General features: G+C 73.4%; 21 protein-coding genes and 1 rRNA gene. 19 read left to right on the plus strand and 3 right to left on the minus strand.

Annotated features, from left to right (window positions below; all coding sequences use genetic code 11):
* The 14 genes from rrf to J4G33_RS00070 all read left to right on the plus strand — a co-directional run.
* Window positions 1-102 (plus strand): 5S ribosomal RNA (rrf, locus tag J4G33_RS00005); the annotation flags it as partial.
* Between the two features lie 321 nt (window positions 103-423).
* The gene (locus J4G33_RS00010) at window positions 424-1,155 is read left to right on the plus strand and encodes a tetratricopeptide repeat protein (RefSeq protein WP_208053863.1); all 732 of its coding nucleotides are present in this window, start codon (window positions 424-426) and stop codon (window positions 1,153-1,155) included.
* Window positions 1,155-2,180 carry an HAD-IIA family hydrolase gene (locus J4G33_RS00015; RefSeq protein WP_208053864.1) on the plus strand — a complete coding sequence of 342 codons (1,026 nt, stop codon included), beginning with the start codon at window positions 1,155-1,157 and terminating at the stop codon, window positions 2,178-2,180. Before J4G33_RS00010 ends, J4G33_RS00015 begins: the two co-directional genes overlap by 1 nt.
* Window positions 2,181-2,264: 84 nt before the next feature.
* Complete coding sequence (locus tag J4G33_RS00020; RefSeq protein WP_208053865.1) at window positions 2,265-2,429, plus strand: hypothetical protein; 165 nt, start codon at window positions 2,265-2,267, stop codon at window positions 2,427-2,429.
* Entirely contained in the window at window positions 2,429-3,295 is an 867-nt protein-coding gene (locus J4G33_RS00025; protein WP_208053866.1) for a TlyA family RNA methyltransferase, read from the plus strand. Before J4G33_RS00020 ends, J4G33_RS00025 begins: the two co-directional genes overlap by 1 nt.
* On the plus strand, window positions 3,292-4,185 hold the full coding sequence (locus J4G33_RS00030; protein ID WP_208053867.1) for an NAD kinase: 894 nt from the start codon (window positions 3,292-3,294) through the stop codon (window positions 4,183-4,185). The genes J4G33_RS00025 and J4G33_RS00030 overlap by 4 nt, the downstream gene beginning before the upstream one ends.
* A complete protein-coding gene (recN, locus tag J4G33_RS00035; protein WP_208053868.1) occupies window positions 4,182-5,903 on the plus strand; it encodes a DNA repair protein RecN in 1,722 nt (573 codons plus the stop codon). Before J4G33_RS00030 ends, recN begins: the two co-directional genes overlap by 4 nt.
* 6 nt (window positions 5,904-5,909) lie before the next feature.
* Window positions 5,910-7,097 (plus strand): putative cytokinetic ring protein SteA, encoded by a 1,188-nt coding sequence (gene steA, locus J4G33_RS00040; RefSeq protein ID WP_208053869.1) that lies wholly within the window; start codon window positions 5,910-5,912, stop codon window positions 7,095-7,097.
* 31 nt (window positions 7,098-7,128) lie between these two features.
* Entirely contained in the window at window positions 7,129-8,220 is a 1,092-nt protein-coding gene (locus J4G33_RS00045; protein WP_208053870.1) for a copper transporter, read from the plus strand.
* Window positions 8,217-9,104 carry a hypothetical protein gene (locus tag J4G33_RS00050; RefSeq protein ID WP_307793597.1) on the plus strand — a complete coding sequence of 296 codons (888 nt, stop codon included), beginning with the start codon at window positions 8,217-8,219 and terminating at the stop codon, window positions 9,102-9,104. The genes J4G33_RS00045 and J4G33_RS00050 overlap by 4 nt, the downstream gene beginning before the upstream one ends.
* Window positions 9,101-10,753 (plus strand): murein biosynthesis integral membrane protein MurJ, encoded by a 1,653-nt coding sequence (gene murJ / locus J4G33_RS00055; RefSeq protein WP_208053871.1) that lies wholly within the window; start codon window positions 9,101-9,103, stop codon window positions 10,751-10,753. Before J4G33_RS00050 ends, murJ begins: the two co-directional genes overlap by 4 nt.
* Window positions 10,750-11,853 carry a glycosyltransferase gene (locus J4G33_RS00060; protein ID WP_208053872.1) on the plus strand — a complete coding sequence of 368 codons (1,104 nt, stop codon included), beginning with the start codon at window positions 10,750-10,752 and terminating at the stop codon, window positions 11,851-11,853. The genes murJ and J4G33_RS00060 overlap by 4 nt, the downstream gene beginning before the upstream one ends.
* A 33-nt stretch (window positions 11,854-11,886) precedes the next feature.
* Window positions 11,887-13,551, plus strand: a complete 1,665-nt coding sequence (gene pyrG, locus J4G33_RS00065) for a CTP synthase (RefSeq protein WP_208053873.1) — start codon at window positions 11,887-11,889, stop codon at window positions 13,549-13,551.
* Complete coding sequence (locus J4G33_RS00070) at window positions 13,551-14,183, plus strand: NUDIX domain-containing protein (RefSeq protein WP_208053874.1); 633 nt, start codon at window positions 13,551-13,553, stop codon at window positions 14,181-14,183. Before pyrG ends, J4G33_RS00070 begins: the two co-directional genes overlap by 1 nt.
* Window positions 14,184-14,280: 97 nt before the next feature.
* On the opposite strand, the gene J4G33_RS00075 is transcribed toward J4G33_RS00070, so the two are convergent.
* The 3 genes from J4G33_RS00075 to J4G33_RS00085 are packed head-to-tail and all read right to left on the minus strand — an operon-like array spanning window position 14,281 to window position 17,127.
* Window positions 14,281-15,297 (minus strand): COX15/CtaA family protein, encoded by a 1,017-nt coding sequence (locus J4G33_RS00075; RefSeq protein ID WP_307793599.1) that lies wholly within the window; start codon window positions 15,295-15,297, stop codon window positions 14,281-14,283.
* 58 nt (window positions 15,298-15,355) lie between these two features.
* Window positions 15,356-16,150 carry an ABC transporter permease gene (locus tag J4G33_RS00080; protein WP_208053876.1) on the minus strand — a complete coding sequence of 265 codons (795 nt, stop codon included), beginning with the start codon at window positions 16,148-16,150 and terminating at the stop codon, window positions 15,356-15,358.
* The gene (locus J4G33_RS00085; protein ID WP_307793600.1) at window positions 16,147-17,127 is read right to left on the minus strand and encodes an ABC transporter ATP-binding protein; all 981 of its coding nucleotides are present in this window, start codon (window positions 17,125-17,127) and stop codon (window positions 16,147-16,149) included. Before J4G33_RS00085 ends, J4G33_RS00080 begins: the two co-directional genes overlap by 4 nt.
* A gap of 240 nt (window positions 17,128-17,367) precedes the next feature.
* On the opposite strand from J4G33_RS00085, the gene J4G33_RS00090 reads away from it, so the two are divergent.
* The 5 genes from J4G33_RS00090 to sufC are packed head-to-tail and all read left to right on the plus strand — an operon-like array spanning window position 17,368 to window position 21,921.
* A complete protein-coding gene (locus J4G33_RS00090; protein ID WP_208054601.1) occupies window positions 17,368-18,108 on the plus strand; it encodes a helix-turn-helix transcriptional regulator in 741 nt (246 codons plus the stop codon).
* Window positions 18,105-19,532, plus strand: coding sequence for a Fe-S cluster assembly protein SufB (gene sufB, locus J4G33_RS00095; protein WP_208053878.1), 1,428 nt, complete (start codon window positions 18,105-18,107; stop codon window positions 19,530-19,532). Before J4G33_RS00090 ends, sufB begins: the two co-directional genes overlap by 4 nt.
* Complete coding sequence (gene sufD, locus J4G33_RS00100; protein WP_372434932.1) at window positions 19,532-20,818, plus strand: Fe-S cluster assembly protein SufD; 1,287 nt, start codon at window positions 19,532-19,534, stop codon at window positions 20,816-20,818. The genes sufB and sufD overlap by 1 nt, the downstream gene beginning before the upstream one ends.
* Complete coding sequence (locus J4G33_RS00105) at window positions 20,815-21,153, plus strand: non-heme iron oxygenase ferredoxin subunit (RefSeq protein WP_208053879.1); 339 nt, start codon at window positions 20,815-20,817, stop codon at window positions 21,151-21,153. The genes sufD and J4G33_RS00105 overlap by 4 nt, the downstream gene beginning before the upstream one ends.
* A gap of 9 nt (window positions 21,154-21,162) precedes the next feature.
* Window positions 21,163-21,921 carry a Fe-S cluster assembly ATPase SufC gene (gene sufC / locus J4G33_RS00110; RefSeq protein ID WP_208053880.1) on the plus strand — a complete coding sequence of 253 codons (759 nt, stop codon included), beginning with the start codon at window positions 21,163-21,165 and terminating at the stop codon, window positions 21,919-21,921.
* Window positions 21,922-21,936: the final 15 nt, after the last annotated feature.

A 21,936-nucleotide genomic window follows, 5' to 3' on the forward strand; every position in this document is an offset into this window, starting at 1 on the left:
GAAGGGGAAACGCCCGGCTCCATTCCGAACCCGGAAGCTAAGCCCTTCTGCGCCGATGGTACTGCACGGGAGACTGTGTGGGAGAGTAGGTCGCCGCCGAACACCTTTTCAGAAAGGGCCACCCCGACGGGGTGGCCCTTTCTGCGTTCACCCCGGGATGCTCGGCGCCTGAGGTCAGGGCCTCGTCGATCGACGGCGTGAGACCATGAGCCAGGTGTCAAGAGAGGAATGATGATGCAGTCAGGCGAGGCACGCAGGTCCAGTGGGGGTGCTCCACGCGGCGGGGGCGGCGGTCGGGACAGTGGTAGGACCCGGGGTCCGGGCGACCGGAGCCGCAGTGCCAGTGGTGCGAGCGCCGGTGGACGCGGGGCGGCCCCCCGGGGTGCTCGCCCGACCGAGGGCCGCCCGGGACAGGACCGTCCGGTGCGCGCCAGCGCGGCAGCTGCTCCGGCCATCCCCGAGGACGTCCAGGCCTCTGACCTCGACCGCGCAGCGCGAGCACGGCTGCGGACCCTGAGCAGGGAGAACGCCGACGGGGTCGCTCAGCACCTCGTCATGGCGGGCCGGCTGCTCGACGAGGAGCCCGAGCTCGCCTACGAGCACGCCCAGGCCGCTGTACGTCGCGCGGGCCGCGTCGACGTCGTCCGCGAGGCGGCCGCCATCACCGCCTACCGCACGGGGCGGTACGCGGAGGCCCTGCGCGAGCTGCGCACGGTGCGCCGGCTCAACGGGTCGGACGAGCACCTGCCGTTGATGGCCGACTGCGAGCGAGGCCTCGGCCGCCCTGATCGGGCCCTCGCGCTGGCTCAGGAGGATGGCGCCCGTGATCTTCCTGACGAGCTCAAGGCTGAGCTGGCGATCGTCGTCAGCGGCGCCCGGGTGGATCTCGGTGACCCCGACGCCGCCCTCGGGGTCCTGTCCCCGTACGTCACCCCGGGTCTCGACCCTGAGCTGTCGATCCGCGTCGCCGAGGCTCGCGCCTCCGCCCTGACGGCTGCCGGTCGGGAGGATGAGGCGGCCCAGGTGCTGCGGACGGCCCGCCCTGGTGGTGCGGAGAAGGAGGACGTCGTGGTCTTCGACCTCGAGGACGACCTTCCCGCAGACGACGGTCCGGCGTCCCGTGGTCCCGTCCGGTCGGCAGGGGAGGAGCGCTGATGCTCCTCGAGGTCAGCACTCCGCTCGCGGAGGCCCACGACCTGGCGCTGGTGGACCTGGACGGGGTCGCGTACCGCGGCCCGCAGCCCATCCCGCACGCCGCCGAGAGTCTCGTCGCTGCGCGCGCGTCAGGGATGGGGCTGGTCTTCGTCACGAACAACGCGTCCCGCGAGCCGGAGTCCGTCGCGGCGCAGCTGAGCGACCTCGGCATCCCGGCTGAGCCCGCTGACGTGATGACTGCTGCGCAGGCGGCAGCCATGGTCCTCGCCGACCTCGTCGCGCCCGGCGCGCGTGTCCTCGTCGTCGGCGGCGCGGGTCTGCTGACCGCCGTCCGTCACGCTGGGTTCGTCGTCGTGGAGTCCGCCGACGACCAACCCGACGCCGTCGTGCAGGGCTTCTCGCCCGAGCTCGGGTGGGCCCAGCTCGCCGAGGCAGCCTATGCGGTCCAGCGAGGTGCCCTGCATGTCGTGAGCAACCGAGACCTGACGCTCCCGAACGAGCGTGGTTTCGCCCCCGGCAACGGTGCGCTCGTGAACGCGGTCGTCGCCGCGACTCGCGGCGAGCCCGTCAGCGCGGGCAAGCCCGGCCCGACCATGTTCAGGCTCGCGGTCGAGCGCGCCGGTGCGAAGCGCCCCCTCGTCATCGGTGATCGGCTGGACACCGATCTCGCCGGGGCGCGGGCCGCGGACTACCCGGGGCTGCACGTGCTGACCGGTGTCAGCTCCGCGCGCGACGCGGTGCTGGCCGAGGTCGGTGAACGCCCCTCCCTGCTGGGCGTCGACCTGCGCTGCCTGCTCGAGCCGCACCCAGCACCCGTCGTCGGCGACGACGGGTGGTGGACCTGCGGGGACTCCGCGGCACGGGTGCGTGACGGGAAGCTCGACCTCGGGAGGAGCACGGCGGGGGCGGCGAACGTGTCGATCGACCTCGTCCGCTCGGCGTGCGCCGCGGTGTGGACCGCTCGTGACGCCGGCGAGCCCGTGGATGCTGACTCCGTCCCGGACATGCCTGTGCACGAGTCCTGAACCGGCGCCGCGGCAGGTAGCGTGGCAGGCCAGGACGACGCGAGCCCTGGGTGACGGCCTGGGCCGTCACATCGAGGAGGACGAGTGCAGGACCAGGTGGACGAGCCGCAGGCGACCGGCGACCAGGCGGTCGACGCTGCTCTGTCGACCCTCGAAGGTCTCGGCGCCCGTCCGGTCCGTGAGCATGTCGCCCTGTTCGACGGGGTGCACGGGGCCCTGTCGGACCGGCTCGCCGAGACCCGCGAGTGATGGTCGCGACGACCCGACGCCTGGACGTCGAGCTGGTCACGCGTGGCCTGGCGCGGTCGCGCACCCGGGCGCAGGTGCTCGTGAGCCAAGGACGTGTCCGTGTGGCGGGGGCGGCGGCGACCCGCCCGGCGCAGCCTGTCAGCCCTGAGCACCTGCTCGAGGTCGACGACCCCGACGCGGACTACGTCTCCCGCGCCGCGCACAAGCTGATCGGTGCCCTCGACGCGGTGGAGGATCTCGTCCCGGGTGCGTTGCGTCTCGACGGTGCACGCTGCCTCGACGTGGGGGCCTCGACCGGCGGCTTCACCCAGGTGCTCCTGGAGCGCGGTGCCGCGCACGTGCTGGCCGTGGACGTCGGTCACGGCCAGATGGCGTCCGAAGTGCGCGTCGACCCCCGCGTCGAGCTGCGGGAAGGGGTCAACGCCCGCGACCTCGACCTCGGTGAGGTGGGGAGCCCGGTCGACCTGCTCGTGGCGGACCTCTCCTTCATCTCGCTGCGCCTGGTCCTCCCGCCCCTGATGCAGCTCGTCCGCCCCGACGGGGATCTCCTGGTCATGGTGAAGCCGCAGTTCGAGGTCGGGCGCGAACGGCTGGGCGCCGACGGCGTGGTCCACTCCTCCGAGCAGCGGGCGGAGGCCGTCTTCGGTGTCGCCGAGACCGCCCGCGTCGTGGGGGCCCGGGTCCGGGCCGTCCTCCCGAGCCCGCTCGCGGGGGAGTCGGGCAACCGTGAGTACTTCCTCTGGCTGCAGCCCTCGGCGGCGCCCGTCGCGGCCGGCGGGGACGCACCGGTCCAGGACGTCCTCGAGCCAGCCGTCGTCGCGGCGGTGCGCTCCGGCGCGCCGACCCTCGTGGAAGGAGCACCATGACCGGGTCCGCCCTCGTCGTCCACCACAGCGGTCGCCCCGAGGCGGTCGCCGCTGCGGCCGAGGCCGTCGCAGCCCTCGAGGCGGCGGGCATGACCCCGGTGCACGAGGAGGAGCTCGCCCAGGTCTCGGACCTGGCCGTCGTCATCGTCCTCGGCGGGGACGGGACGATCCTGCGAGCGGCCGAGCTCACGCACGGCACCGACGTCCCGTTGCTCGGGGTGAACCTGGGCCACGTCGGCTTCCTCGCCGAGAGCGAGCGGGAGGACATCGGGGAAGCCGTCCGTCGGCTCGCGAGCGGCCAGTACGACGTCGAGGAGCGGCGCACGGTCGAGGTCCGCGTCCTGCGCCCCGACGGTGAGGTCGAGGTGGGCTGGGCCCTCAACGAGGCGACGGTCGAGAAGTCCGACCGGGCGCGGATGGTCGAGGTCGTCGTCGAGGTCGACGGACGCCCGTTGTCCTCCTTCGGCTGCGACGGCGTCGTGATGTCGACCGCGACCGGGTCGACGGCCCACGCCTTCTCGGCGGGCGGCCCCGTGGTCTGGCCCGACGTCGACGCGATGCTGCTCGTGCCCGTCTCCGCCCATGCGCTCTTCGCACGCCCCCTGGTGGTCGGTCCGACCTCGGTCCTCGCGGTCGAGATCCTCGCAAGGTCCATGAGCGACGCCGTGCTGACCTGCGACGGCCGCCGCAGGATCGACCTGCCCACCGGTACCCGGGTCGAGGTCCGACGCAGCGACGTCCCGGTCCGGCTGGCCCGGATGTCCCACGCGCCCTTCACCGACCGACTCGTGTCCCGGTTCGCCCTGCCCGTCAGCGGCTGGCGAGGGCGCGGGGTCAACGGCTCACGGCAGCGCGGGGACGCGCGCGCCGAGGACGGGGGGCTCGGGTGATCGAGGAGATCCGCATCGAGGGCCTGGGTGTGATCGGGTCCGCGACCGTGCCGCTGGGCCCAGGCCTCACCGCCATCACGGGGGAGACCGGCGCCGGCAAGACGATGGTCCTGACGGGCCTCTCGCTCCTGCTCGGCCGCAAGGCCGACCCGGGCACCGTGCGGGCCGGGAGCCCGCAGGCGACGGTCGAGGGACGTTTCGTCGTCGACCCGGCCTCCGCGGCCGCGACGCGTGCCGAGGAGGCGGGGGCCGTGCTCGACGACGACGGGACCCTGCTCGCCGTGCGCACCGTCGCGGCCGCGGGACGGTCCCGTGCCCACCTGGGGGGCCGTGGCGTTCCCCAGGCGGTCCTGGCCCAGGTCGCCGAGGAGCTCGTCACCGTGCACGGCCAGGCGGACCAGGCACGGTTGCGCTCCCCGAGCCGGCAGCGTCTGGCGCTGGACACCTTCGCCGGGCCCGAGCACCTCGAGGTCCTCGCGTCCTACCGCGCGGCGTGGTCCGAGCACGGCGTCCTCGAGGCCGAGCTCGACGACCTCGTGACCCACGCTCGGGACCGGGCGCGCCAGGCCGAGCTGCTGCGCCTGGGCCTCGCCGAGGTCGAGCGGATCGCGCCGCAGCCGGGTGAGGACGAGAGCCTCGCGGCGGAGTCGTCCCGGCTCGGGCACGCCGAGGACCTGCGCACCGCGGCCCTGACCGCGCAGCTGGCCCTGGCCGGCCCCGAGGACGCGACCGGTCTCGAGGGGGCCATCGCCGCTGTCGAGCACGCACGCCGCACCCTGGACCAGGTCGCCGAGCACGACGAGGCTCTCGCCGCCCTGGTCGGGCGACTCGCCGAGGTCGGCTACCTGGTCAACGACGTGACCGTCGAGCTCGGCGCCTATGCCGACGGCGTCCAGTCCGACCCCGCGCGGCTCGCGGCGCTGCACGCGCGGCGGGCCGAGCTGACCACGCTGGCCCGGAGCCACGGAGGGACCCTCGCCGACGTCATGGCGTGGGCGGACGAGGCCGGCCAGCAGCTGCTCGACCTGGACCGTGGTGAGGACCGGACCGCTGAGGTGCGAGACCGGCTCGCTGCGGTCGAGGCGACCCTCGAGGCCGACGGTGCTCGCCTGAGTGCCGCGCGCGCCGAGGCTGCGCACCGGCTGGCCGCCGCCGTGACCGAGGAGCTCGCCGGGCTCGCGATGGCCGCTGCACGCCTCGAGGTCGTCCTCGAGCCCGTCGGGTCCCTCGGGGCGTGGGGGGCCGAGGAGGTCTCGATGCGGCTCGCGGCGCACGCTGGCGCCCCGTCCCGACCGCTCGGTCAGGGCGCGTCGGGAGGCGAGCTGTCCCGGGTCATGCTGGCACTCGAGGTCGCGCTCGCGACCGCGCCGACCTCAGGAGCGGCGCGTCCGCCCACCTTCGTCTTCGACGAGGTCGACGCCGGGGTCGGTGGCCGCGCGGCGGTCGAGGTGGGTCGACGGCTCGCGGAGCTCGGCCGCCAGGCCCAGGTCGTCGTCGTCACCCACCTGCCGCAGGTCGCGGCCTTCGCGGACCAGCACCTCGTGGTCACCAAGTCCCAGGACGCCGGGGCGGACGTGGTGACCGCCTCCGACGTCCGTCTGGTGGAGGGTGAACAGCGGGTGGCCGAGCTGGCCCGGATGCTCTCCGGCCAGGAGGACTCGACCTCGGCCCTCGAGCACGCCGCTGAGCTCCTCGAGCGCTCCGTCGTGGGACGATGACCCGCGATGAGACTCCGCCTGCGCCAGCGCCGCACTGCGCCCGATGAGCCCGGACTGCACGGTCCGGTCCGCGTCGACCCCCGGACCAAGAACCTGACCAAGAGGTTGCGGCCCGGTGACGTCGCCGTGATCGACCACCTCGACATCGACCGGATCTCGGCCGAGGCGTTGATCGCCTGCCGTCCCCGAGCCGTCCTCAACGCTGCACGGTCGACCTCGGGCCGCTACCCGAACCTGGGGCCCGACATCATCGTGCAGGCGGGGATCACCTTGGTCGACGACCTCGGCCCGGACGTCCTCGCCCTCACCGAGGGACGTGAGGTGCGGATCCTCGACGGCGGTGTCTACGACGGCGACCAGCTCGTCGCCGAGGGCGTCGTGCAGGACGAGGCGACCGTCGCGGCAGCGATGGAGGAGGCCCGTGCCGGTCTCGCGGTCCAGCTGGAGTCCTTCGCGGCCAACACCATGGACTACCTCCGTCGGGAGCGGGAGCTGCTCCTGGACGGCGTCGGCGTGCCGGACATCGAGACCGTCGTCGACGGCCGGCAGGCCCTCATCGTCGTGCGGGGGTACCACTACAAGGAGGACCTCGCCGCGCTGCGCCCCTACATCAAGGAGTACCGGCCGGTCCTCATCGGGGTCGACGGCGGGGCCGACGCGATCCTCGAGGCCGGTCACCGGCCCGAGCTCATCGTCGGTGACATGGACTCGGTCTCCGACCGGGCCCTGACCAGCGGGGCCGAGATCGTCGTGCACGCGTACCGCGACGGGCGCGCCCCCGGGGTCGAGCGGGTCGAGAAGCTCGGCGTCAAGCACGTCGTCTTCCCGGCCACCGGCACGAGCGAGGACGTCGCGATGCTCCTCGCCGACGACAAGGGGGCCGAGCTCATCGTCGCCCTCGGCACCCACGCGACCCTCGTCGAGTTCCTCGACAAGGGCCGGTCCGGCATGGCCTCGACCTTCCTCACCCGGCTGCGCGTGGGCAGCAAGCTCATCGACGCCAAGGGGGTGTCCCGGCTCTACCGCCAGCGCATCTCGTCCTGGCAGCTCGGGCTGCTCGTCATCGCCGGTCTCTTCGCCCTCGGGGTCGCCCTCGCGTCGACCGTCGCGGGGCAGACCATGTTCGGCCTGTTCGGCGCCTGGACCGACGACGTCCTGTCGTCCGTCCGGGTCTTCTTCGGCGGCAGCGCCTGATGCGCCCCGCCACTGATCGAGAGAACCCATCGTGATCGACTTCCGTTACCACCTCGTCTCGCTCATCTCGGTGTTCCTGGCCCTCGCGGTCGGGATCGCCCTGGGCGCAGGCCCCCTCGAGCAGAGCATCGGGGACACCCTGACCGGCCAGGTCGAGCAGCTCCGCACCGAGAAGGACGAACTTCGCGTCGAGCTCGACCGCACCCTCGGCGAGCTCGGCCACGCGGAGACGACGGTCGACGAGATGGCTCCGGCGATGCTCGCCGACACGCTCGGTGAACGGCGGGTCGCGGTGATCGAGGTCGCCGACGTCCAGCCCGAGGTGCTCGAGGCCGTGGTGTCTCGGGTCGAGCAGGCGGGGGGCACGGTGACCGGCACCGTCCAGGTGACCGAGGCGTGGACCGACCCTGCCCAGCAGTCCTTCCGCCAGCAGATCGCCGGCACCCTCCTGGAGTACCTCGACCCCGTGCCGGCCGACGACGCGGGGACGGGAGTGGAGCTCGCTGAGGCTCTCGTGCAGTCTCTGACCACGGCCGACCCGGAGTCCCCCGACTCCCGCGCCGAGACCTCCGAGCTCGTGGTCGACGTGCTCGTCGAGGCCGAGCTGGTCACCCTCGAGGGCGAGATCACGGGTCCCGCGGACGCCGTCGTCGTGCTGGCCGGTCCGACCGTGAGCATCGGCGAGGTCGAGCAGGCCGAGGCGGCTCTGGCGTCCGCCCCGGCCGAGGAGGCCGCCGAGGAGACCGAGCGAGCCGAGATGATGCTCACCTCGGCCCTGGAGATCAGTCGCGCAGCCCAGGCACGCTCGGTCGGGGCCGTGGTGGCCGGAGGGGCGCTGAGCGACGCGAGCCTCGTCCAGCGCATCCGTCAGGACGCCGACGCCGTGGCCGAGCTCACGACGGTGGACGGGGTCCAGTCGATCAGCGGTCAGGTGGCTGTGCCCCTCGCGCTCAGCGCGCGTGTCGCCGGGACCATCGGGCACTACGGGCCTGGTGCCGGTGCGACCGACGCGATGCCGCCCCGGGTCGTGCTGCCCACGATCGAACGGGTGGCCCCGGCCCCCGAGGAGGACGAGACCGGGGCCGAGGACGAGGGCTCGGAGGAGCCCGAGGCTGAGGGGTGAGGTCCGTGCCGGACGGGCCCGGACTCCTCGCCCTGCTGCGTTCAGGAGCGACGGCTGCTGCCGCGACCTGGGCGACTCGACAGGCCGCGGCCGCGGTCCTCGGTGGGGCCGATCCCCGATGGACCCGCACCAACCACCGCGGTGAGCCGGTGAGCCTCCTCGCCGGCCCGGCCGCGACGGTCGGGCTCGCGGCAGGCCTCCTGGTCGGGGGTGGCGGACGAGCCGCCGCTGCCGGGACGGTCGCGGCCCTCGGGGCCGGAGCCTTCGGCGTCGTGGACGACGTCACCGAGGACACCGCGCGCCGTCGTAAGGGGCTGCGCGGCCACCTCGGAGCCCTCGCGCACGGCGAGGTCACGACCGGCGGCCTGAAGGTCTTGGGGATCGGCGCGACCTCGCTGGTGGCCGCGGCCCTCGCGCCTCGCGAGCCGGCCGGTCGCTCGCGGCTCGCCACCGGTGTCGAGGTCCTGGGCTCCGGGGTGCTCATCGCCGCGTGCGCGAACCTCGTCAACCTGCTCGACCTGCGACCCGGGCGCGCGTTGAAGGCGACCGCCCTCGCAGCAGGTCCGGCCCTCGCGAGCGGGGCCGGAGCCCCGGCCGCCGCGGCCTGCCTGGGCGTGGTCGTTGCGGGGTGGCGGGACGACCTCGCGGAACGGGACATGCTCGGAGACGGCGGGGCCAACGCCCTCGGTGCAGCCCTCGGCACCGCGGTGGTGCTCGGAGCGCCGCGGCCGGTGCGCTGTTGGGTCCTGGCCGGGGTCCTCGCCCTCACGGTCGCGAGCGAGCGTGTGAGCTTCACCCAGGTGATCGCCCGGACGCCGGTGCTCCGCGAGCTGGACGCCTGGGGCCGGCGCCCCGCACCTGCGGTGGACGGGCCGCCCGGGTGACCCGACGGCAGGTGCTGCACGGCCTGGCCGGCGCCGCGGCCCTCATCGCAGGCATCACCGTGCTCAGCCGGCTGCTCGGTTTCGGCCGGTGGGCGGCGCAGTCCTACGCGCTCGGCGCGACGGCGAGCGGGGACGCGTACTCCGCGGCCAACCTCGTGCCCAACGTCCTGTTCGAGGTGGTCGCGGGTGGTGCGCTCGCCGGGGCCGTCGTCCCCCTGCTCGCCGGGCCGCTGGCCCGTGGCCTGCGGGGAGAGGTCGACCGCACCGCCTCGGCCTTGCTGACCTGGGCCCTGCTCGTGCTCCTGCCGGGCTCGGTGCTCGTGGCCCTCTTCTCGCGGCCCTTGGTCGTGCTGCTCCTCGGGGAGGTGCGCGAGGGTCAGGACCCCGCCGTCACGGCGGCGACGGTCGACCTCGCGAGCCAGCTGCTCGTGGTCTTCGCACCGCAGGTCGTGCTCTACGGCGTCGGCGTCGTCCTCACCGGGGTGCTGCAGGCCCAGCAGCGCTTCATCTGGCCCGCTGCGGCCCCGCTGGCCTCGAGCGTCGTGGTCGTCGCCAGCTACCTGGTGTTCCGGCATCTCACGGCAGGGGAGACCGCGGACCCCGCCGCCCTGTCGAGTGCCGCCGTGGCGTGGCTGGGCTGGGGCACCACCGCCGGGGTGGCCGCGATGAGCCTGCCGCTCCTGGTCCCGGTGGCGAGGTCCGGGGTGAGGCTGCGGCCCGCGCTGCGCTTCCCGCCGGGCGTCGCCCGTCGTGCCCGCCACCTGGCTCTCGCGGGCCTCGGGGGCCTCGTGGCCCAGCAGATCTCCGTGGTCGTGGTGCTGCGGCTCTCCTACGACTTCGGCTCCCCGGGCACCTTCCCGCTCTACCAGTACTCCCAAGCCGTGTACTTCCTGCCCTACGCCGTGCTCGCGGTGCCCCTTGCGACGGCAGCCTTCCCCCGGCTGGCCGAGCACGTCGCGTCGGGGGACCACGCACGCTACGCGGGGCTGGTGGCGCTGAGCACCCGCGCGGTGCTGGTCGTGAGCGCCGCCGGGGCCGGCGCCCTGGTCGCGGTCGCCCCGGCGGTCGCAGCGGTCTTCACCGAGATCGACGCGAGCGGGGATGCCGAGCGGGTCGCCGCGATGACCCCGGCGCTCACCCTGCTCGCCCCAGGTCTGCTGGGGTACGCCCTGATCTTCCAGCTCTCGAGAGTGCTCTACGCCCTCGAGCGCGGCCGGGCCGCCGTCATCGCCGTCGCGACGGGGTGGGGAGCAGTGGCTGTCGCCTCCCTCGTCGCGGTTCCCCTCCTCGCCCCGGAGCGTGGGGACGGCCGCGCGACCCTGCAGGGGCTCGCCCTCGGCAACACGGTCGGCATGCTGGTCGCCGGTCTTGCCCTGCTGCTCGCGGTGCGACGCGTCTCGGGCCCGGACGCGCTGAGCGGCCTGATGCGTACCCTCGTGGTCTCGGTGGTCGGCGGCGGGGTCGGAGCGTTCGCCGGTCGCTGGCTGGTCGAGGAGCTCGTCGGGCCGCCGCTCGTGCTCGGGGTGGTCGGTGGGGCGGTCGCCGTGGGGCTCGCCCTGGCGGCGACAGGGCTCGCTGACCGGCAGACGCTGCGCGGTGCGCTGCGGGACCGCGGGCGAGCAGCCCGGACGACAGGGGGACAGGGATGACCAGGGTGCTGCAGGTGCTGGGGTCGAGCGCGGGGGGAGTGGCGCGGCACGTCGCCCAGGTCTCGGCCGGGCTGGCCGACCGCGGGTACGAGGTGGTCGTCGCGGGCCCTGGAGGGCTCCTCGAGGCCGTGGTGCCCGATGGGGGCCGCGGGGTGCCCGTCGAGATCACCGACCGCCCGAGCCGCGGCGACCTCGCTGCGGTGCGACGCCTGCGCGGGGTCTCCGCACGGGCCGACGTCGTGCACGCCCACGGTCTGCGAGCCGGCGCCCTCGCGGTGCTCGCCGTCGGTGCCGGCCGCGGTGGGCCACGCCCGCGCGTCCTCGTGACCCTGCACAACCTCCCCGTCGGTGGGCGGGCCGTCCGGGGGATCGCCGGTGTGCTCGAACGGGTCGTGGCCCGGGGTGCGGATGTGGTCCTCGGCGTCTCAGGGGACCTGGTGGTCCGCGCGCGTCGTCGGGGGGCTCGCTCGAGCGAACGGGCCCTCGTGCCCGCCCCGCCCCGCCCCGAGGCCGCTCCGGCAGCGGCGACGCGCGCAGCGATCGAGGGTCTCGGCGAGCGGCCGCTCCTGGTCACCGTCGCGCGCCTGGCTCCGCAGAAGGGGCTGGACCTGCTGTGCACCACCGCGGGGCTGCTCGCCGCCCTGCCCGAGGCCAGGCGCCCCGTGTGGCTCGTCGCCGGGGACGGTCCGCTCGAGGACGACCTACGGCGCTGGGTGGCCGAGGGCGACCTCCCTGTCCGCGTCCTGGGTCGTCGGGAGGACGTCCCCGACCTCCTGGCGGCCGCCGATGTCGTGGTCAGCACCGCACGTTGGGAGGGGCAGCCGCTGTGGGTCCAGGAGGCCCTCGCCCTCGGTGCCGCCGTCGTGGCCACCGACGTCGGCGGGACGCGTGAGGTGACCGGTGACGCGGCGAGGCTCCTCCCCGCCGAACCCACGGTCCTCGCCGCTGCCCTGCTCGACCTGCTCGCGGATGACGGGGCCCTGGCGGAGCTGAGGGACCGTGCACGCGCCCGGGCGGCCGAGCTCCCCGACCTGCGGGCGACCCTCGAGCAGCTCGAGCGGCTGTACGCGGGGGAGGGATCGTCGCGCGGGTCGTCCTGAGAGAAGCCCGTCCGTCGGGTAGAGTTGAAGCCCGTGGCTGAGCGAGCAAATCGAACCTCCGGGCGATCCGACACGACGACCCGACACATCTTCGTCACGGGCGGCGTGGCCTCGTCCCTCGGGAAGGGACTGACGGCCTCGAGCCTCGGGCGGCTCCTGCGGTCGCGCGGCCTCCGGGTCACCATGCAGAAGCTCGATCCGTACCTGAACGTGGATCCGGGCACCATGAACCCGTTCCAGCACGGTGAGGTCTTCGTCACCGCTGACGGCGCCGAGACCGACCTCGACATCGGGCACTACGAGCGCTTCCTCGACGTCGATCTGACAGCCACGGCGAACGTGACGACCGGGCAGATCTACTCGAGCGTGATCGCCAAGGAGCGGCGCGGCGAGTACCTCGGCGACACCGTCCAGGTCATCCCGCACATCACGGACGAGATCAAGGCACGGATGCGGGCCCAGGCGGGCCCCGACGTCGACGTGATCATCACGGAGGTCGGCGGGACGGTCGGTGACATCGAGTCCCAGCCCTTCCTCGAGGCCGCGCGTCAGGTGCGGCACGACCTGGGGCGCGACGACGTCTTCTTCCTCCACGTCTCGCTGATCCCGTACATCGGGCCGAGCGGTGAGCTCAAGACCAAGCCGACCCAGCACTCGGTGGCCGCGCTGCGCTCGATCGGCATCCAGCCCGACGCCCTCGTGCTGCGGGCCGATCGTGAGGTGCCCGAGTCGATCAAGCGCAAGATCGCGCTGATGTGCGACGTCGAGAGCGAGGCCGTCGTCACGGCGGCCGACGCGGCGAGCATCTACGACATCCCGCGCGTGCTGCACTCCGAGGGGCTCGACGCCTACGTGGTGCGGCGCCTCGACCTGCCCTTCCGCGACGTCGACTGGGCGGGCTGGGAGCGGGTCACCCACGCGGTGCACCACCCCGCCCACGAGGTCGAGGTGGCGATGGTCGGCAAGTACATCGACCTGCCCGACGCGTACCTGTCGGTGACCGAGGCGCTGCGGGCCGGAGGGTTCGCGAACGATGCGCGGGTCAAGATCCGGTGGGTGGCCTCGGACGACTGCGACACCCCCGAGGCCGCTGAGCGGACCCTGGGCGGTGTCGACGCGGTCCTGGTCCCCGGAGGCTTCGGCGTCCGCGGCATCGAGGGCAAGGTGGGGGCCCTGCGCTGGGCCCGGACCCACCAGGTGCCGACCCTCGGCATCTGCCTCGGCCTCCAGGTCATGGTCATGGAGTTCGCCCGGGCCGAGCTCGGCCTCGAGGGGGCGTCCTCCTCGGAGTTCGACCCGTCCACCGAGCACCCCGTGATCGCGACCATGGCCGAGCAGCTCGCGATCGTCGGCGGCGAGGGCGACCTGGGCGGCACGATGCGTCTCGGCGCCTACGAGGCGGTCCTGACCCCCGGGTCGGTGGTCGCCGAGGCGTACGGCTCCGAGCGCGTCGTCGAGCGGCACCGGCACCGCTACGAGGTCAACAACGCCTACCGCGAGGCCCTCGAGCAGGCCGGGATGGTCGTCTCGGGCGTCTCTCCCGACACCTCCCTCGTCGAGTTCGTCGAGCTCCCGCGCGAGGCGCACCCGTACTACGTCGCGACCCAGGCGCACCCCGAGTTCATGTCCCGCCCGACCCGTGCGCACCCGCTGTTCGCAGGGCTCGTCAAGGCGGCCCTCGACCGTCGCGAGCCCTGATGACCGAGCCCCGGGACCGCGTCGCCCCGCGTCCGGTCCTGCGCTCCGAGCTCCTGCACGACGGGATGATCTGGGACGTCGTGCGGGACACCGTCGACCTGGGCGAGGCCGGCACCGTGCGGCGTGAGTACGTGCGGCACTCCGGAGCGGTCGCGGTGATCGCCCTCGACGACGGCGACCGCGTCCTGCTGCTGCAGCAGTACCGGCACCCCGTCCGGTCCGAGCTCTGGGAGCCGCCGGCCGGTCTGCTCGACGTCGCGGGTGAGGACCCGTGGACGGCGGCTCGGCGCGAGCTCGCCGAGGAGACGGACCTCACCGCCGACCGGTGGTGGGTGCTGGCGGACTACCTCACGACGCCGGGCGGCAACGACGAGCGCATCCGGGTGTACCTCGTCCGGGGCCTGCGACCGGTCCCGGAGGACGAGCGCCACGACCGTGAGGCCGAGGAGCGGGACATGGTCGCGCGCTGGTTCCCCCTCGACGAGGTCGTCGAGGCGGTCCTCGCCGGGCAGGTCCGCAACCCCTCGACGGTGGTGGGGGTCCTTGCCGCGGCGGCGGCCAAGGCTCGGGGGTGGTCGGGACTGCGCCCCGCGGACGCCGCCCTCCCGGGCGCGATCTCCCCGGAGGGCTGACGGCGCCTCGCTGCGAGGGACCGTCGGCGACGATCCGACCGCCCAGCCTGAGGACCGACGGGCTGTCGAGGTCCGTCGGGCTGGCGCCAGGTGCGCCTCAGCCCCGCGTGACGACCGGGCCCACGTCCTCGACGGAGCGGTCTCGCAGCGCGAGGAGCTGGTTCGCCTGCGCGGCGACGAGGAGCGAGGCCCCGAGCATGTGGGCTGCGACGAGCACCTCGGGCAGACCGGTGAAGAACTGGACGTACCCGATGATCCCCTGGGCGAGGGTCACGCCCACGAGGACCCACGCCGCGCGTCGGGCTGTCGAGGGGGCGCGGTCGCGGTGGATCGCGGCGACGACGAGGGCCAGGACGGCGACGTAGACCCAGACGGCCGCGGCGTGCACCCTCGAGACAGCCACCGGGTCGAGGGCCAGGCGCTGGGCGATCTCCAGGTCACCCGAGTGCGGGCCGGCACCGGTGACCACCACCCCGAGGGCGATCATCAGGACGGTCAGGGGGACGAGGCCGGCCGCCAGCCGCCGAGTGCGGGGCGTGACGTGCCATCGAGGGGTGCCGTCCCCCTCGGCGTGGCGCCGCAGCACGACGGTCGAGGCCGCGATCAGGACCATCGAGAGCATGAAGTGCACCCCGACGAAGGCCGGATGGAGCTCGACGAGCACCGTCAGCCCGCCGACGACGGCCTGCACCAGGACACCGATCAGGGGCACGAGGCCGAGCGCCCGGTACGGTCGCGCCCGGTGCCGCTCTCGCCACACGATCCAGGCCGTGGCCAGGGCCAGCACCCCGAGGACGCCGGTCAGCGTCCTGTTGCCGAACTCGATGACCGGGTGCCACCCGAGCTCGGGGTGCATCACGGGGGCGAACTGCCCCGGCTCGCACTGCGGCCACGTCGAGCAGCCGAGCCCTGAGCCCGTGAGGCGCACGACCCCACCGGTCACGACGATGCCGATCTGCGCGACGAGGTTCGCCCACAGGATCCGTCTCGCCCACCGGTACGAGGGCGCGCCGCGGCGTCGCGTCTGGCCCGGCGGCGGGCCAGCCGCGTCGGCGGCATCTCGAGGGGATCGGGGACGGCCGGTCGGAGCCGGCGCAGGGGCGGTGCTGCTCACCCCTCCACGGTATCCGCCCCGGAGGGAGGTCATGACGCGGGGGATCGCCCGGCGCGGGTCAGTGCCACCGGAAGAGGCGGACCGCCGCACCGCCGAGCAGCACCGTCCATGCGGTCAGGACCGCGACGGGCACGAGCGGCACCGCGCCCTCGGTCAGCACGGTGCGCAGCGCCTCGCCCAGGGCACCCGAGGGCAGCAGGACGGCGACCTCCGCCAGGGGGGCAGGGAGCAGGGATGCCGGCAGGAGGACCGCTCCACCGGCCAGGAGCAGCACCCAGAGCAGGTTGGCGACCGCGAGCACGGCCTCGGCGCGCAGGGTTCCTGCCACGAGCAGGGCCAGGGACGTGAAGGCGGCCGTCCCCAGCACGACCACGAGCAGCGCCCCGGGCACGCCGGCGATCGCCGGGGACCAGCCGAGCGCGAGGGAGACCGCGACGAGGACGGCCATCTGCAGCAGCTGGATCCCGGCGATGCCCAGGACCTTGCCGGTGAGCAGACCGCGGCGGCCGAGAGGAGTCGTGGCCAGCAGGCGGAGCACGCCGTTGCGGCGGTCGAAACCCGTGGCGATGGCCTGCGAGGTGAAAGCGGTGGACATCACCGCGAGGGCCAGGACGCCGGGGGCGACGAGGCCGATCCGGTCCTCGGTGCCGAGGTCGACCAGGGACGTGCGGGTGAGCCCCACCAGGAGGAGCACCGGCAGCACGAGGGTGATGACGAGCTGCTCGCCGTTGCGCAGGACGGTCCGCATCTCGACCCGGGCCTGCGCGACGACCCGTCGGGCGAGCGGAGCGGCCTGCTGCTCGTGCAGCACGGCAGCATCCTGCTCGGCGGGCACGTCCACGGGGAGGCTCATCGCAGGCTCCGTCCGGTGAGGTCGAGGAACACGTCCTCGAGGGTGCGTCGCCCCGTGGTGAGCGAGGTGATCAGGAGCTCTTGGTCACGGGCCCAGCCGGTGACGGCATGGACGAGCTCGGGCCCGGGCGGCCCGTGCACCTCGAGGGTGCCGGCGAGGGAGCTGGTCGTGACGGAGTGCTCGTGCCCCGAGCGCCCGAGGGCGTCGGTCAGGTGCCGGGCGAGCTCGGCGTCGGCGGGCTCGGCCCGGTGCGGGGCGAGGGGCTGGACGCTCACGTGCATGCTGCCGTCGCCCCCGACGAGGGAGTCGACCGTGCCCGAGGCGATGGCCTGGCCGTGGTCGACCACCACGACGTGGTCGGCGAGGGCCTCGGCCTCGGCCATCTGATGGGTCGTCACGACCACCGACACGCCGTCCGCCCGCAGGTCGCGCACGAGCTGCCAGACGGCGAGGCGCGCCTGGGGGTCCAGGCCCGCGGAGGGCTCGTCGAGGAAGACCACCGTCGGCCTCCCGACCACCGCCGTCGCGAGGGCCAGCCGCTGACGCTGGCCGCCCGAGAGGCGCCGGACCGGCGTGCGCGCGAAGCTGCCCAGGCCCAGTCGCTCGGCGAGCTCGCTGACGTCGCGTGGACGGGCGTACATCCGGGAGACGTGCCGCAGGGCCTCGAGGGCGGGCACCGTGCTGGGCAGGCCGCCGTCCTGGAGCATGACGCCGACCCTCGGGCGCAGGGCCGGCGCGTCACGCACCGGGTCCAGCCCCAGCACGCGCACGGTGCCGGTGTCGGGTCGGCGCAGCCCTTCGCAGCACTCCACGGTGGTCGTCTTGCCTGCGCCGTTGGGGCCGAGGAGAGCCGTGATCCGACCGCGGGGGGCGACCAGGTCGAGACCCCGCACGGCCTCGACCCGGCGGTACCGCTTGGTCAGGCCGTCGACGCGGACGGCGGGCTCGCCGGTCGAGGCAGGCGTGGTCGCAGGCACGAGCGCCGAGTCTAGGTGCTCCGACGGGTTCGGGGGATCCGGGGCGCGTCCCGGGCGGGCCCGCCTGTGGTGAGGTCTGCCTACGTTGCGGGGAAGCAATTCGGCAACAAGGATGTTGCCTATATCAGCGGCACCCGTGCCGTCCGGTGACGTGCTCACCGGGTGCACCGCGACAGGAGGCGACCAGCGCCCTCGGTGCGGTCGACGTCGGTCCCGAGAGTCAGGAGGTGGAACGTGAGCATGGCAGCCAAGCAGGCCACGGTCCCCGCTGGGGACCCGCACGAGACCTCGACCCGGCATCGCGTGCTGCGGCTGGTCGTCGAGTCAGGCCCCGTCTCGGTGGTCGAGCTGGCCAGCAGCCTCGACCTCACGGCCGCCGGTGCCCGGCGCCACGTCGCCGCCCTCGAGGAGTCCGGGCAGATCGTCGTCCACCGCTCGCCCTCCTCGCAGCCCGCGCGCCGCGGCCGCCCCGCCCGGCGCTACGTCGCGACCGAGCGCGGTCAGGCAGGCCTGGGCAGCGGATATGCCGGTCTGGCCAACCAGGTCCTGCACTACGTCGCCGGTGTCGCCGGGCCCGAGGTCGTCGAGGGCTTCGCACACCGTCGCGCCGCCGAGCTGGGCGAGCGCCACGCGGCGACCGTGGCCGCGGCAGGCCCGGACGTCGGCGCCAGGATCGAGGCCCTGGCAGCAGCCCTCGCCGACGACGGCTACGCGGCCTCGGCCCGTCCCGTCCCCGGTGGCCGCGCGATCCAGCTCTGCCAGGGGCACTGCCCCGTGCAGGACGTCGCGGCGCAGTTCCCCCAGCTGTGCGAGGCCGAGACCAAGGTCTTCTCCGACCTGCTCGGCGTGCACGTCCAACGCCTGTCGACGCTCGCCAGCGGCGGGCACGTCTGCACCACCCACATCCCCACGACCACCTCACCCGTACGAGCAGCATCCGACCGTCCCGCACCAGCGGAGACCGTGGAGGGAACACCATGACCGCACCCACCGAGGCACGCACCGACGAGGAGATCATCGACTCGATCGGTGGTTACGGCTACGGCTGGCACGACTCCGACGCGGCGGGCATGTCCGCCCAGCGCGGGCTCTCCGAGGAGGTCGTGCGCAACATCTCCTCGCTCAAGAACGAGCCCGAGTGGATGCTCAAGACGCGCCTGAAGTCCCTGCGCCTGTTCGACAAGAAGCCCATGCCGAACTGGGGCTCGGACCTGTCGGGCATCGACTTCGACAACATCAAGTACTTCGTGCGGTCCACCGAGAAGCAGGCCACCAGCTGGGAGGACCTGCCCGAGGACATCAAGAACACGTACGACCGTCTGGGCATCCCCGAGGCCGAGAAGCAGCGCCTCGTGGCCGGCGTCGCGGCCCAGTACGAGTCCGAGGTGGTCTACCACCAGATCCAGGAGAGCCTCGAGGAGCAGGGCGTCATCTTCGTGGACACCGACACGGGTCTGCGTGAGTACCCCGAGATCTTCGAGCAGTACTTCGGGTCGGTCATCCCGCCCGGGGACAACAAGTTCGCGGCCCTCAACACGGCCGTCTGGTCGGGCGGCTCGTTCATCTACGTCCCGCCGGGCGTCCACGTCGACATCCCGCTGCAGGCCTACTTCCGGATCAACACCGAGAACATGGGCCAGTTCGAGCGGACGCTGATCATCGCCGACGAGGGCTCCTACGTGCACTACGTCGAGGGCTGCACCGCGCCGATCTACTCGAGCGACTCCCTGCACTCGGCCGTGGTCGAGATCATCGTCAAGAAGAACGCCCGGGTGCGGTACACGACGATCCAGAACTGGTCGAACAACGTCTACAACCTCGTCACCAAGCGGGCGACCGCGGCCGAGGGCGCGACCATGGAGTGGGTCGACGGGAACATCGGCTCCAAGGTCACGATGAAGTACCCGGCGATCTACCTCATGGGGGAGCACGCCAAGGGCGAGACCCTGTCGATCGCCTTCGCGGGCGAGGGGCAGCACCAGGACGCGGGGGCGAAGATGGTCCACGCAGCGCCGCACACCTCGTCCTCGATCATCTCCAAGTCGGTGGCGCGGGGCGGAGGCCGCACCTCCTACCGCGGGCTGGTCCAGGTGCTCGAGGGGGCCGAGCACTCGGCCTCGAACGTGCTGTGCGACGCGCTCCTGGTCGACCAGATCTCGCGGTCGGACACCTACCCCTACGTCGACGTCCGCGAGGACGACGTGTCCATGGGCCACGAGGCGACGGTCTCCCGCGTGAGCGAGGACCAGCTCTTCTACCTCATGTCCCGCGGCATGGAGGAGACCGAGGCCATGGCCATGATCGTGCGCGGCTTCGTCGAGCCGATCGCGCGCGAGCTGCCGATGGAGTACGCCCTCGAGCTCAACCGGCTCATCGAGCTGCAGATGGAAGGCTCGGTCGGCTGATGACCGTGCCCCACGACGACACCACGACCACGGGAGAGGCTCCGTCCACGCCGATGAGCACTGATCTGTCCACCGACCACAGCCGGGCCGTCGCCGACGGCGCCCACACCCACGGGCGCGGCGGCACCCCCCAGGCCTCGCGAGGTGCTCGGGCCACCTCCTTCGAGCTCGCCGACTTCCCGGTGCCCACCGGACGCGAGGAGGAGTGGCGCTTCTCCCCGGTCGGACGGCTCGCCCCGCTGCTCGACGCCGAGGGCACCGGCCTGCCAGGGCCCGGGCCGCAGGTGACCGTGGTCGAGGCCCCCGAGGTGATGGTCGAGATCGTCGGTCGCGACGACGCACGGCTCGGCACGGCGGGGCGCCCGGGTGACCGGACAGCCGCGACCGCGTGGAGCTCCTTCCGCGAGGCCACGGTCGTCACGATCCCCGAGCAGACCGTCGCCTCGGCCGCGACCAGCGTCCGGGTCGAGGGGGCGACCGGGGACACCACGCCCTCGGCCGCGCACCTGCTGATCCACGCCAAGGCGCTGAGCGAGTCGGTCGTCGTCGTCGACCACGTCGGGTCGGCCGCGCTCACCGAGACCGTCGAGGTCGTCGCCGAGGACGGCGCGCACCTCACCCTCGTCTCGATCCAGGACTGGGAGCCCGGCTCTGTGCACGCCGCCGCGCACCGCATCCGCCTGGGTCGGGACGCCCACGTCAAGCACATCGTCGTGACCCTCGGCGGAGACGTCGTGCGGGTCACCCCTGACGCGGAGTTCACCGGCGAGGGCGGCGACGTCGAGATGCTCGGCCTGTACTTCGCCGACGCGGACCAGCACCAGGAGCACCGGCTGTTCGTCGACCACGCCGTGGCGTCGTGCCGGTCGCGGGTCACCTACAAGGGGGCCCTGCAGGGTGCCGGGGCTCACACCGTGTGGGTCGGCGACGTGCTCATCCGCGCGGCGGCCGAGGGCACCGACACCTACGAGCTGAACCGGAACCTCGTCCTGTCCGACGGGGCGCGTGCGGACTCGGTGCCCAACCTCGAGATCGAGACCGGGATCATCGAAGGGGCCGGTCACGCCTCGGCCACCGGGCGCTTCGACGACGAGCAGCTCTTCTACCTGCGCTCGCGCGGCATCCCCGAGAGCGACGCCCGCCGCCTCGTGGTGCGCGGCTTCTTCGCCGAGCTCATCCAGCAGATCGGCGTGCCCGCCGTCGAGGAGCGCCTCATCGCAGCGATCGAGGCCGAGCTCGAGAAGAGCATGAGCGAGCTCGACGCGGTCGCGACGGTGCCTGCATGAGCGCTCAGCTCGCCTGCATGATCGACGACGTGGCGCCCGGGACGGCGCTGCGGGTCGAGCTCGAGGGCCCGAACGGCCCGGTCGAGGTCGCCGTCGCCCGAGACTCGGACGGGACGGTCCACGCCGTCTCGGACATCTGCTCGCACGGGCAGGTCTCGCTGTCCGACGGCGAGGTCGAGGACTGCACCATCGAGTGCTGGCTCCACGGCTCGACCTTCGACCTGCGGACGGGTGCCGCCCTGGCCCTGCCCGCGACCCGGCCCGTGCCGGTCTACCCCGTGACCATCGACGGCGAGCGCGTGCTCGTGGACGTCGACACCACCGTGAACGCCTGAGGAGAACCCATGTCCACTCTCGAGATCCGTGACCTGCACGTCAGCGTCGAGACCAAGGAGGGCCCCAAGCCCATCCTGCGCGGGGTCGACCTGACCGTCGCGAGCGGCGAGACCCACGCCATCATGGGCCCCAACGGCTCGGGCAAGTCGACCCTCGCGTACTCGATCGCCGGTCACCCGAAGTACCAGATCACCTCGGGGTCGGTGCACCTCGACGGCGAGGACGTCCTCGCCATGAGCGTCGACGAGCGCGCCCGGGCGGGGATGTTCCTCGCGATGCAGTACCCGGTCGAGGTGCCCGGTGTGAGCGTCTCTAACTTCCTGCGTACCGCCAAGACCGCCATCAGCGGCGAGGCCCCGGCCCTGCGGCACTGGGTCAAGGACGTGCGCAGCGCCATGGAGAACCTCCGCATGGACTCGACCTTCGCCGAGCGGAGCGTCAACGAGGGCTTCTCGGGCGGGGAGAAGAAGCGCCACGAGATCCTCCAGATGGAGCTGCTCAACCCCAAGTTCGCGATCCTCGACGAGACCGACTCGGGCCTCGACGTCGACGCGCTGCGGATCGTCTCCGAGGGCGTGAACCGGGTCAAGGCCAGCGGTGAGGTGGGCGTGCTGCTCATCACCCACTACACGCGGATCCTGCGCTACATCCAGCCCGACTTCGTGCACGTCTTCGTCGACGGGCGGATCGCCGAGGAGGGCGGCCCCGAGCTCGCCGAGCGTCTCGAGGCCGAGGGCTACGACCGCTTCCTCACCACCTCCGCCTGAGCCCGCGCCCTGAAG

It is taken from the genome of Actinotalea soli (genome assembly GCF_017565425.1).
GTDB classification, from domain to species: Bacteria; Actinomycetota; Actinomycetes; order Actinomycetales; family Cellulomonadaceae; genus Actinotalea; species Actinotalea soli.